At 68.3% G+C, this 12394-nt stretch carries 8 protein-coding genes; 4 read left to right on the top strand and 4 right to left on the bottom strand.

The annotated features are described in order from the left end of the window. Nucleotides 1–160 precede the first annotated feature (160 nt). Nucleotides 161–976 (top strand): thiazole synthase, encoded by an 816-nt coding sequence (locus G5B46_RS02955; protein ID WP_165255896.1) that lies wholly within the window; start codon nt 161–163, stop codon nt 974–976. Nucleotides 977–1127: 151 nt separating this feature from the next. Here the strand turns inward: G5B46_RS02955 and G5B46_RS02950 are convergent, their stop codons facing one another. From G5B46_RS02950 to G5B46_RS02935, 4 genes are all read right to left on the bottom strand, one after another. Continuing rightward, the gene (locus G5B46_RS02950) at nt 1128–1457 is read right to left on the bottom strand and encodes a hypothetical protein (protein ID WP_165255894.1); all 330 of its coding nucleotides are present in this window, start codon (nt 1455–1457) and stop codon (nt 1128–1130) included. A 186-nt stretch (nt 1458–1643) separates the two neighbouring features. Then, nucleotides 1644–2381, bottom strand: a complete 738-nt coding sequence (locus G5B46_RS02945) for a DsbA family protein (protein ID WP_165255892.1) — start codon at nt 2379–2381, stop codon at nt 1644–1646. Nucleotides 2382–2410: 29 nt separating this feature from the next. Continuing rightward, nucleotides 2411–3817 (bottom strand): M48 family metalloprotease, encoded by a 1407-nt coding sequence (locus G5B46_RS02940; protein ID WP_165255891.1) that lies wholly within the window; start codon nt 3815–3817, stop codon nt 2411–2413. A gap of 151 nt (nt 3818–3968) precedes the next feature. Continuing rightward, nucleotides 3969–6668 carry a ribonuclease E/G gene (locus tag G5B46_RS02935; protein ID WP_165255889.1) on the bottom strand — a complete coding sequence of 900 codons (2700 nt, stop codon included), beginning with the start codon at nt 6666–6668 and terminating at the stop codon, nt 3969–3971. A gap of 539 nt (nt 6669–7207) precedes the next feature. Here G5B46_RS02935 and G5B46_RS02930 point away from each other — a divergent pair. From G5B46_RS02930 to prfB, 3 genes are all read left to right on the top strand, one after another. Beyond that, entirely contained in the window at nt 7208–8404 is a 1197-nt protein-coding gene (locus G5B46_RS02930; protein WP_165255887.1) for an N-acetylmuramoyl-L-alanine amidase, read from the top strand. Between the two features lie 283 nt (nt 8405–8687). Further along, complete coding sequence (locus tag G5B46_RS02925; RefSeq protein WP_165255886.1) at nt 8688–11069, top strand: penicillin-binding protein 1A; 2382 nt, start codon at nt 8688–8690, stop codon at nt 11067–11069. A 194-nt stretch (nt 11070–11263) separates the two neighbouring features. After that, a protein-coding gene (gene prfB, locus G5B46_RS02920; RefSeq protein ID WP_165255884.1) for a peptide chain release factor 2 occupies nt 11264–12383 on the top strand; the annotation gives its coding sequence in 2 pieces (ribosomal slippage) (nt 11264–11332 and nt 11334–12383; 1119 coding nt in all). The last annotated feature ends 11 nt before the right edge of the window (nt 12384–12394 follow it).

Here is a 12394-nt window from a genome sequence, read left to right as displayed (position 1 = left end):
CTCAAGATGCTCCCCCTCTGGGGGGGGGGGGCTGGCGCCGGCGCTGCCCCCTCCGGCCCTCCGGGCCACCTCCCCCAGAGGGGGAGGATCTTGGGGGGAGGTTCTCGATCCGCGCCTCTACGGATTTGAAACCCAGGCTGCCCAGGCGTAAACCGGCCGCATGAACGCGCACGTCTCCCCCGAATCCGCCGCGCCGGCCGCTTCCGCCGACGAAACCTGGACCGTCGCCGGTCGCACCTTCCGCTCGCGCCTGATCGTGGGCACGGGCAAGTACAAGGACTATGCGACCAACGCCGCCGCCGCTCGCGCGGCCGGGGCCGAGATCGTCACCGTGGCCGTGCGCCGCGTGAACCTGACCGACCCGAGCCAGCCGCTGCTGGTCGACTACATCAAGCCGACCGAGTTCACGTATCTGCCCAACACGGCGGGTTGCTTCACCGGCGAGGACGCCGTGCGCACCCTTCGCCTGGCCCGCGAGGCCGGCGGCTGGGACCTGGTCAAGCTGGAGGTCCTGTCGGACCCCAAGACCCTGTTCCCGGACATGGAAGAGACCCTGCGCTCGCTGAAGCTGCTGGTCGCCGACGGTTTCCAGGTGATGGTCTACTGCTCGGACGACCCCGTTTACGCCAAGAAGCTGGAAGAGGCCGGCGCGGTGGCGATCATGCCGCTGGGCGCGCCGATCGGCTCGGGCCTGGGCATCCAGAACCGCGTCAACCTGCGGATCATCGTCGAGAACGCCAAGGTCCCGGTGCTGGTCGACGCCGGCGTCGGCACCGCCTCGGACGCGGCGATCGGCATGGAGCTGGGCTGCGACGCGATCCTGATGAACACCGCCATCGCCGAGGCCAAGGACCCGATCCGCATGGCCAAGGCCATGAAGCACGCCGTGATCGCCGGTCGCGAGGCGTATCTGGCCGGCCGGATGCAGAAGCGTTTGTATGCGGATCCGAGCTCGCCGCTGGCGGGGCTGATCTAGCGACCAAAGGCCCTCTCCCCGTGGGAGAGGTGTCGCCGCAGGCGACGGAGAGGGGAGTGGCTGGGAAATCGGCCGCCCTCAGCAACAGCTGAAAACGGCCCCCCTCCGTCCGCTTCGCGGACACCTCCCCCAGAGGGGGAGGATCTTGGTGTCAGGCCTTGAAGTCGACCAGCACGCCCTTCTTTTCCTCGGCCTGCTGGGTGACCTCGTCCTTGATCATCTGCTTGATCTTGGCTTCCAGCTTTTCGCGCTCCTTGGAATCCATCGCCGCGACGTCTTCCTCGGTCAGGCCCAGCTTGCCGAGGATCGCCGCGCGCATCTTCTCGGCCGGAGACTTGGCGGCGTAGTCGTAGAGTTCCTGGCGGGCCGAGGCGCCGCCGATCCCGCTGGTGGCGGGCGTGAAGGCCGAGGTGACGCTGTCGACGCGGCTGGCCGCGTTGGCCGACATCGTCGCCCAGGGATTGGAACCGGAGACAAGCATGAGAACTCCCGCCGCTGACTGGCGGGAGGTGCAAAGCAAACGCCGTGCAAGCGGGGGCTGGCACGGCGTTTCCAAAGATTTCAAAAGGTTGCGACAGCGTGTCGCGGAAGCCAAGGCCCGTAGCGGCAAAGCTTGCCGCGACGTTTCAACCGCCGGGCGATCCTTGCCGCCCGATCGGCCGGAGCGTCAGCCCTTCTTCTTGGCGGCGATGCGGGCTTCCTCGATGGCCAGGCTAAGAGCCTTCATGTCGGCGCCCGGGATCATCTTGTCGCCGACGATGAAGGCCGGCGTGCCTTCGATGTGCAGCGCCTGGGCCAGGCCCTGGACGTCCTGCAGCTGTTGAGTGACCGCGGCCGAAGCGCCGTCCGCGCGGGCCTTCTCGACGTCGACGCCGGCGGCCTTGGCGATGCGGGCGATGGCCGCCTCGTCGAGGCTCTTCTCGGCCATCATGCCCTTGTAGACGGGCAGGGTCTTGCCCTGGGCCTGGGCGCCGATGGCCATGCGGGCGGCCAGTTCGGAATCGCGCCCGAAGATCACGAACTCCTTGAAGACGAAGCGGACGTCGGGGTTCTTCTCGATGATCTCGACCACCTGCGGGGCGGCCAGCTTGCAGTAGCCGCACTTGTAGTCAAAGAACTCGGTGACGGTGATCGTGCCGTTCGGATTGGCCACGAAGTCGCGCGGATCACGCTCGATGGCCTGGCGGTGCTTGGCGATCGCGCCCTGCGACTTCGAGGCGGCCTGGGCCATCTGCTTTTCCTGCAGCTTGGCGCTGACCTCCAGCAGGACCTCGGGGTTCTCCAGCAGATAGGCCCGGACCTTCTTGCCGAATTCCTCGTCGCTCTTGGGCTGGCTGCAGGCGGCCATGCCGGTCGTCAGGACGAGGGCGGCGGCGGCCAGGGCGAGGGAGCGGCGAAGAGGCATTCGGATCTCGGTCTTTGGGGAATCGGCGATCAGGGATTGGACGCCGTCAGGCCTTCCTTGGCCAGGGCCTTGAGGTCCTGGTCGCTGGGGCGGGAGGCCAGCACGATGTCGGTGGCGCGCCGCCAGTCGGGCGTGTCCTTCTTCAGGAGCTCGCGGGCGCGCATGGCGAACACCCGGGCTTCCTGCACGGCGCCCAGGTTGAAGTACTGCTCGGCGGTGGCCAGTCGGGCCTCGCCGTCCTTGCCCTGCTTGTCGTAGGCCTGGGCCATCAGGCGCCAGGCGACGGCGTTGTCGCCCTCGTTGATCAGGGCGCGCTTCAGCTCGGCGACGCCTTCCTCGATCTTCTTGGGATCATCGAGGCCGATCAGGGTCTGGCCGAGGTTGATGCGCAGCAGGGCCGCGTCGGGCTTGAGCGCCACCGAACGGCGCTGGGGCTCCTCGGCCTGGGCCACGCGGTTGAACTCGAACAGGATCTGGCCCTTGAGCTCCCACAGGTAGGGGTTCTTGTCGTTCTCGGCGATCAGGTCGTCGAGGATCTTCAGGGCCCGGTCGGGCTCCTTCATCTGGTAGTAGGCGATCGAGCGGGCGTAGCGGGCCGGGAAGCTGCGATCGGTTTCCTTGTACTTGATCAGGGCCGTCTGGGGATTGATGAACCCCTCCAGCTTGGCCTTCATGATCTCGTGCTCGGCCAGCTCGTCGGGGGTGTCGACGGCGTCGTAGTGCGGCAGGCGCTCGACCTTGGCCCGCAGCGCCTCGATGCGGTCGGACGACAGCGGGTGGCTGCGGAAATAGGCGAAGCGCCGCGACTGGTCGAAGACCTCCTGGTAGCGGAAGTTATCGAAGAACTCGACGAGGCCGCGGCCCGACTGGCCGGTGGCCTCCAGGAAGTTGGCGCCGGCCTGGTCGGCGCGGGACTCTTGCTCGCGGCTGTAGCCTAGCGCGCCCAGGGTGCCGAAATAGCTGGCGTTGCCCATCAGCACCGCGCCCGCGTCGGGAGCCCCGGCCAGGGCTGCCAGGACCCCTAAGCCCATCGTCAGGATCATCGGCTTGAGGCCGGCCTTCATCATCTCGTCGGAGCGCAGCGGGTGGGCGCCGGCGAGGTGGCCGGTCTCGTGGGCGATGACGCCCTTGAGCTGGTTGGGGGTCTCGGTCTGCAGGATCAGGCCGGTGTTGAGGCCCATCATCAGGCCCTGGGTGGCGAAGGCGTTCAGTTCCTTGTCGCCGACCAGCAGGATGCGGACCGTCTTGGGGTCCAGGCCCGCCGCCGCGTAGATGGGATCGGAATCGCGGTGCAGGATCTCTTCGATCTCGGTGTCGCGGATCAGCGACAGGCCCTGGGCGCTGGCCGCGATCGGGGCGGCTGCGGAGGCCAGCAGGGCGAGGGCGGAAAGGCCGGCGCCGAACGTCTTGCCGACGGTCCTCTTGCGGGACGTCATCGATGGTCTCCTGGTCGCGCCCCCGCGCCGTCCGGCAGTCTAGCGTGCCCGGGGCACGGCTGGAAATCGCTAGGGCGTGGCTTGTCTAGGAGGGGATATAGGCGCGAACCGCGGCGACGCCATGGCGCCGCCGCGGTCCTTTGCGGTCGGATCAGCCGCGACGCCACCAGCCGCGCTTGGGCTGGGCGGGCGGAGCGCCGACCTCGTTCGGGTCGGGCTCGGCGGCGACCGGCGCGGGTTCGGGCTCGACGGCCGCCGGAGCGGTTTCGGCCACCGGCTCGGGAGCCGGCTCAGGGGCGATCTCGACATCGGCGGCGACGATCGGCGTGGCGTCGACGACGGCGTCGACGACCGGCTGGGCCGGCTGTTCGGCTACGGCTTCGACCGTTTCCACAGCTTCCACCGTTTCGACGGCCTCGGTCGTCTCGACCTCGGTCTCGGCGGCGGCCTTGCGGCCACGGCTGCGCGAGCGGCGCGGCTTCTTGGCCGGAGCGGCCTCTTCCGGCGTCGGCAGCTCGACCCAGACGTCGGCCGGCGGGCCTTCGATCACCGGCGGCTCGAGCACCAGCGGGGCGACGTCCTCGACCACGACCGGGGCGATCGGGGTCTCGGCGGCCGGCTGGCGGTCACGACCGCCGCGACGGCGTTCGCGGCGCTCCGAGCGCTCGGGACGCTCGGCGCGTTCCGGACGTTCGGCGGCCTCGGGGCGTTCCTGGCGCTCGGCGCGTTCCGGACGCTCGCCGCGGTCGCGACGGCCTTCGCCGCCACGGGCTTCGAGGGCTTCCGGGTCGTGCCAGACATAGGGGTTGTCGCCGAACGGAACGCGCGGGCGGTTCCAGACATAGACGTCGGCGGCGCGATCGCCGTCCTCGCGACCCCCGCGGCGACCGCCGCGACGGCCACGGCGGCGGCGGCGGCGGCGCGAATCCTCGTCGTCGCCGTCGGCGTCGCCTTCAGCGTCGAACTCGGCGCCTTCGCCGTCCTCGGCGACCTCGTCGGAGGCCTCCTCGTCACGGCGGCCACGACGGCGGCGCTTGTTGCGGCGACCGTTGCGGTCGTCGTCCGAGCGGGACTTGCGGGGCGCTTCGTCCTCGTCTTCGTCCTCGTCGCCTTCGTCGGCGATGATTTCTTCTTCCTCGTCTTCGTCCTCTTCGTCGAAGACGTCGTCGAACACCGGATCGGGCTCGTAGGCGATGGCCGGCGGCGCGATGCGATCGCCCAGCTCGGTGCGCTCGATCTCGTGCTCGGCCTGACGCAGGCCGTCGTCGACCAGCACGGTGACGAACACGCCGTGATTCAGCTGCAGGCGCTGCAGGTAGGCGCGCTTTTCGTTGAGGATGTAGATGCCGACGGCGCGGCTGACCTTCAGGGTCACGGCGCCGCTGCCCTTCAGGGCCTCGACCTCGACGCCGCGCAGGGCGGCCAGGGCGCTCGATTCCACCGAGCGGACGCGGCCGGTGCCTTCGCAGTGTTCGCAGACGTGGGTGGTGCCTTCCAGGACGCCGGTGCGGCGACGCTGGCGGCTGATCTCCATCAGGCCGAAGCCCGAGATCTTGCCCATCTGGATGCGGGCGCGGTCGTCCTTGAGGGCGTCCTTGAGGACCTTCTCGACCGTGCGGTTGTTCTTGGCTTCATCCATGTCGATGAAGTCGATGACGATCAGGCCGGCCAGGTCGCGCAGGCGCAGCTGGCGGGCGGCTTCTTCAGCCGCCTCGATGTTGGTCTTGAGGGCCGTGGCCTCGATGTTGCGCTCGCGCGTGGCCTTGCCCGAGTTGACGTCGATGGCGACGAGAGCCTCGGTCTGGTTGATCACCAGGTAGCCGCCCGAACGCAGCGGAACGACCGGCGAGTAGATCTGCGCCAGGTGGTCCTCGATGCGGTTCTTGACGAACAGCGGCGTGGCTTCGCGGTACGGGAAGACCTTCTTGGCCTGGCTGGGCATCAGCATGCGCATGAAGTCACGCGCTTCGCGGTAGCCGGCCTCGCCCTCGACCCAGATGCCGTCCAGGTCCTTGTCGTACATGTCGCGGATGGCGCGCTTTACGAGGTCTTCCTCCTCGTAGATCAGCGCCGGCGCGACCGAGTGCAGCGTGTTGTCGCGGATGTTCTCCCACAGACGCAGCAGGTATTCGTAGTCGCGCTTGACCTCGGCCTTGGTGCGCTTGGCGCCGGCCGTGCGGACGATCAGGCCCATGCCTTGCGGCACGTCCAGGCTCTGCACCACGCTCTTGAGGCGCTTGCGGTCGGTCACGGCCGTGATCTTGCGGCTGATGCCGCCGCCGCGGGCGGTGTTGGGCATCAGGACGCCGTAGCGGCCGGCCAGCGACAGGTAGGTGGTCAGAGCCGCGCCCTTGTTGCCGCGCTCTTCCTTGACGACCTGAACCAGCATGATCTGCCGGCGGCGGATCACTTCCTGGATCTTGTACTTGCGCATCAGGCGGCGCTTGCGGCGCGCCAGTTCTTCCTCGACGTCGTCTTCCTCGTCGTCGATGGCGTGATCGTTGGCGTCGTCCTCGTCATCGCCGCCGGTGGCGCGGCGCGAGATCGGGGTGTCGTCCTCGTCGTCGTGCGAATCATCGCGCATCAGCGCTTCGCGGTCGGCGACCGGGATCTGGTAGTAGTCCGGGTGGATCTCGTTGAAGGCGAGGAAACCGTGGCGGTTGCCGCCGTATTCGATGAACGCAGCCTGGAGGCTGGGTTCAACGCGGGTCACCTTGGCGAGATAGATATTTCCACGAAGTTGTTTGCGGGTCTGGCTCTCGAAATCGAATTCTTCAACCCGCGAACCGTCCACGACCACCACACGCGTCTCTTCGGCGTGGGCGGCGTCGATCAACATCTTCTTCGACATACAGGGAATCTCCACGGCGCGCGGCGGGCGCGAGGCCCGGGCGCCGATATGAAAGGAGGGCGCGCGCATCGCAGACCGCGACTTCGCCGGAGCGAAGTTCGAAGGGCGGTTGCCAGAGGCGATCGGGTGCGGCGCAGCCCATGGGGTTTCGTTTGTTTCCTTTGACGCGCCGAATGGCGCGGATCGGATGACGCGTCGTCGCCGGGAACGGCCAGGGCCCGACGCGGGCCCTTTTGGGCTCAGGCCGTCGAGACATCCGCCCCGCGCCGACCATCGCCCGCAAACTCAAAAGTCCGGCGGTTCCGGCTTGAGGGCGCTATGGACGCGTCCGTCATTTGGGAACCACTCACGCAAAGCGCCATGTCTGACGACGTCGCTCTGCGCACGGCGCCACTTTAGCAACATCGGAAGACAAATGAAAAGCGCCGTGGAGCAACCGGCGAAATTGATGAAGTCGACGGTTTCCTTAACGGTTTCTCTACCCGCCCCGGGCGATATCCGTCATTGGTTTTTCAGGTAACGCCATTGGCTGGGCGGTAATGCGTAAGGTCGTCATCGGAGCAGCGCGAACGGGTTGGGCGAAGGCGGCCGTGATCGTCGGCGCGCTGGCGCTCGCCGGCGTGGCCGTCGCGACCGTGCAGGGTCCCGCGCCCGCCGCCGGCGTCCAGAAGGTCCGCTTCGGCGGCGACCGCGCCGAGACCCGAGTCGTGATCGACCTCGACCGCGCCGCGGTCGGCAAGCTGATCGGCGACGGCACCGCGGCCAGCCGAGTCGTCGTGGGCCTGCCCAACGTGACGGTTTCCGGCGACCTGCAGGGCGCAGGCCATGGCCTGGTCGACCGCTGGGTCATCGACGAGGCGGCCGGCGGCGCGCGCCTGTCGCTGGATCTTTCGTCCAAGGCCGTGGTCAAGCGCCGCTTCCTGCTGCCGCCCGCCGACGGCGCGACCGCTTTTCGCTACGTGATCGACCTGGCCGCCGCCGATCCGGCCTCGGCCGGCGCCGCCGTCATGCGTCCGACCACCGTCTCGACCCCGGCCAAGCCCGCCACGCTGAAGCTGAAGAAGACGATCGTCATCGACGCCGGCCACGGCGGCAAGGATCCCGGCTCGGCCGGGGCCAACACCAACGAGAAGGACGTCACCCTGGCCGCGGCCAAGGCGCTGAAGGCCAAGCTGGAGAAGTCCGGCCGCTTCAACGTCGTGCTGACCCGCGACACCGACACCTTCATCCCGCTGGAATCGCGCGTGCAGATCGCCCGCCGCTCCGACGCGGACCTGTTCATCTCGCTGCACGCCGACTCGGGGCCCGACGTCGGCACTCGCGGCGCCAGCGTCTACACCCTGTCGGAAAAGGGCGCCGAGCGCGCCGCCCGGGTGCTGGAAAAGGACGACTGGCTGATGAAGGCCAGCCTGCCGGGCCGCGACCGCGCGGTCGGCCAGATCCTGCTGGACCTGTCGCAGCGCGCCACCAAGAACCGTTCGGCCGCGTTCGCCGAGACCCTGCTGGAAAAGGTCGGCGACGAGACCGTGCTGCTGCGCCGCAGCCATCGCGACGCCGGCTTCATCGTGCTTCTGGCGCCGGACGTCCCGGCGGTGCTGCTCGAGATGGGCTTCATGACCAATGTCGAGGACGAGAAGCTGCTGAAGAGCCCGCACGGCCGCGAGCGGCTGATGAACGCCGTCGCCAGCTCGATCGAGAGCTACTTCGCGACCCAGACCCGGATCAGCGCGCGCTGAGGCGCGGCCGTTTTCTCCGGCAGTAACAGCTAACAATCCTCGTCATCCCGGAAGCCTCGTAGAGGCTATCCGGGACCTAGGGGGCTGGGCGCTGCATCCAGTCCTTCTGTCTGGCGGTAGCCAGCTCAACGCGGCCGCCCCTGGGTCCCGGCTCTGCGCTTCGCTTCGGCCGGGATGACGTCCGTTGGGAGGGCAGGGGCGTTGGCGCCTCGCCCGATGCGGGTTACAGCCATCCTCTGGATGATTTGAGCGCGCGGCCGTCGCGTCGCTCGACGGAGGCCGTGTGGACTTGAAGCCCGCCGAAAGATGGATCGCCATAGCCGGCGTCGCGGTGCTGTCGACGATCGCGGTGGCGGGTTTCGCCATCGCCATCTATGCCGCGTGGCTGTTCCACGACATGCCCGACGCCGGCGAGTTGCAGGACTATCGTCCGCCGACGGCGACGCGCGTCTATGCCTGGGACGGCACCCTGATCGGCGAATACTCCAAGGAACGCCGGATCTTCGTGCCCTACGATCAGATCCCGCCGCAGCTGGCTCAAGCCTTCATGGCCGCCGAGGACCGCAACTTCTTCAAGCACGGCGGCGTCGACGTGGGCGGCTTCTCGCGCGCGATGCTCAAGAACGTCGGCAACGCCATGCGCGGTCGGCGCCTGGAAGGCGGCTCGACCATCACCCAGCAGGTGGCCAAGAACGTCCTGCTGACCAGCGACGCCACCGTCGGCCGCAAGTTCAAGGAAGCGATCCTGGCCCGGCGCCTGGAGCAGTCGCTCGACAAGCAGCAGATCCTCGAGCTGTACCTCAACGAAATCTGGCTGGGCTACCGCTCGTTCGGCGTCGGCTCGGCCGCCTACAACTATTTCGGCAAGTCGCTGCCCGAGCTTTCGCTGTCGGAAGCGGCCTACCTGGCGGCGCTGCCCAAGGGGCCGGACAACTACCACCCGATCCGCAACAAGGCCAAGGCGATCGCCCGCCGCAACTGGATCCTCGACCAGATGGCCGACCTGGGCTGGGTCAGCCGCGCCGAGGCCGAGAAGGCCAAGGCCGAGGACCTGGTCGTGCAGCCGGCGCCCAAGCGCGCGGCCTATGCCGACGCCGACTACTTCGTCGAGGAAGTGCGCCAGCGCGGCATGGCCACCCTGGGCGAGCGGATCAGCGAGGGCGGCTACTACATGCGCACCACGCTGGACCCGACGCTGCAGACCGCGGCGCGGGCCTCGCTGATGGACGGGCTGGAGAAGTACGACCGCCGCCACGGCTGGCGCGGGGCCTGGGGCCATGTCGAGAGCCTGGACGAGGGCTGGGAGAAGGCCGCCCAGGCCAAGCGTCCGCCTTCGGAGCGGCGCGGCTGGCGCGCGGCGGTGATCACCTCGGCCGGCGGCGGCGTGCGTCTGGTCAAGGACGAAGGGCAGGGGAGCCTCACCGGCGAAGACGTCGCCTGGGCCAAGGCTGGCAAGGGCCTGAAGGTCGGCGACCTGGTGTTCGTCGAGCAGGTGGCCGGAACCTCTTCCTACCGCCTCAAGCAGATCCCGGCCGTCAATGGCGCCCTGGTGGCCATCGAGCCCTATACCGGCCGCGTGGTGGCCCTGGTGGGCGGCTATTCGTTCTCGCTGTCGAACTTCAACCGGGCGACCCAGGCGATGCGCCAGCCCGGCTCGTCGTTCAAGCCGTTCGTCTACGCCACCGCGCTGGAGAACGGCTACACGCCGGCCAGCGTGATCCTGGACAGCGCCATCACCTTCAAGGGCGCCAACGGCCAGGATTGGAGCCCCGAGAACTACGAGAAGAAGTTCTACGGCGCCCTGCCGCTGCGCAAGGGCCTGGAGCGGTCGGTCAACGCCATGACCGTGCGCTTGGCCCAGGGCGTGGGCATGAAGAAGATCATCGAGATGTCCAAGAAGACCGGCGTGACGCGCGACATGGCGCCCGTGCTGGCCATGGCGCTCGGGGCCGGCGAGACCACGCCGTTCAAGATCACGGCGGCCTACGCGCCGTTCGCCAACGGCGGCCGTCGCATCGAGCCGCACCTGATCGAGCTGGTGCAGGACCGCGAGGGCAAGGTGATCTTCCGCGCCGACAAGCGTGACTGTTCGCGGTGCGACAACGGCTTCAACGGCGACGAGAGCCCGCGCATCACCGCGCCGGGCGAGCAGGTCATGGACCCGGTCACGGCCTATCAGATCACCTCGATGTTGCAGGGCGTGGTCCAGCGCGGCACGGCCGCCTCGGTCAGCCAGCTGGGCTATCCGCTGGCCGGCAAGACCGGCACCACCAACGAGTACCGCAGCGCCTGGTTCATTGGCTATTCGCCCGACCTGATCGTCGGCGTGTTCGTCGGCTTCGACGACAACCGCTCGCTGGGGGCTGGTGAAACCGGCTCGCAGGACGCCGTGCCGGTGTTCATCGACTTCATGAAGGTGGCGCTGAAGGACAAGCCCAAGACCGACTTCAAGCCGCCGAAGACGGCCAAGTTCGCCATGGTGCGCGGTATCCGCGAGGCCTTCCGTCCGGGCACCGAGCCCAAGGTCGCCGCGCCGACGCCGACCGGCGGACCGATCTCGTACGGCGACGCCTGGCCCAACGGCGTGCCGACCGGCCAGCCTTCGCCGTCGGAGCCGCAGCCCAGGCCACAGCCTAAGCAGCCCGACATCAGCGGGCTTTATTGACCCCGGCGCGGTTGCGCTGAACCATTCTTGTCCTAGGTGGAGCCGGCGCGGTTGCGCCGACCCATTCTTGCTTTAGGTGGAGCCGGCGCAGTTGCGCCGACTCACTCTTGCTTTAGGTGGAGCCGGCGCAGTTGCGCCGACTCCGGGCGCGGGCTATGTCCCGCGCCCTTCACTTTGTGTCACGGAGCTACGTGATGAGACCGGATGTCGAGGCCGCCGCGGCCGACATCGAGCAGTCCGTTGGACTGCTCAGGAGGCGTCTTTGACTGGGATGTCGCCCTTAGAAAACTCGATGAACTGAACGCTCGGGTCGAAGACCCGACGCTGTGGGACCGTCCGTCCGAGGCCCAGGCCGTGTCGCGCGAGCGCGCCAACCTGGCCGCCAAGGTCGAGGCGGTGCAGAGCATCGAGCGCGACGTCAAGGACGCGCTGGAATATGCCGAACTGGCCGACATGGAGTCCGACGAGGATTCCCTGAACGACGCCCGTGCGCAGCTGAAGGCCATCAAGGAACGCGCCGCGCGCGCCGAACTTGAGGCCCTGCTGTCGGGCGAGGCCGATGGCAACGACGCCTATATCGAAATCAACTCGGGCGCCGGCGGCACCGAGTCGTGCGACTGGGCCGGCATCCTGCTGCGGATGTACACCCGCTGGGCCAACGCCCACGGCATGACCACCGAGCTGATCGAAGAGACCGACGGCGACCAGGCCGGCATCAAGTCGGCCACGCTGCTGGTCAAGGGCGCCAACGCCTATGGCTGGCTGAAGACCGAGGCCGGCGTGCACCGCCTGGTGCGCATCAGCCCGTACGACAGCAGCGCCCGTCGCCACACCTCGTTCGCCTCGGCCTGGGTCTATCCGGTCATCGACGACACCATCGAGATCGAGATCAACCCGTCGGACGTGCGCACCGACACTTACCGGGCCTCCGGGGCCGGCGGGCAGCACATCAACAAGACCGACTCGGCCGTGCGCCTGACGCACATCCCGACCGGGATCGTGGTGGCCTGCCAGGCCGGACGTTCGCAGCACCAGAACCGCGACGAGGCCTGGAAGATGCTGCGCGCCCGGATGTACGAGGCCGAACTTCAGAAGCGTGAAGCCGCCCAGCAGGCGCTGCACGACCAGAAGACCGATATCGGCTGGGGTCACCAGATCCGCTCGTACGTCCTGCAGCCGTACCAGATGGTCAAGGACCTGCGGACCAACGTCGAGACCTCCGACACGGCCGGCGTGCTGGACGGCGACCTGGACGCCTTCATGGGCGCCTCGCTGGCCCAGCGGGTCGGCGCGACGCGGGACGCCGAGGGCTGAGGCTCTTGGGC

Source organism: Caulobacter sp. 602-2 (genome assembly GCF_011043625.1).
Classification (GTDB): domain Bacteria; phylum Pseudomonadota; class Alphaproteobacteria; order Caulobacterales; family Caulobacteraceae; genus Caulobacter.
The sequence above is the reverse complement of the archived record's forward strand: the minus strand, read 5'-3'. Positions and strand labels throughout refer to the sequence as shown.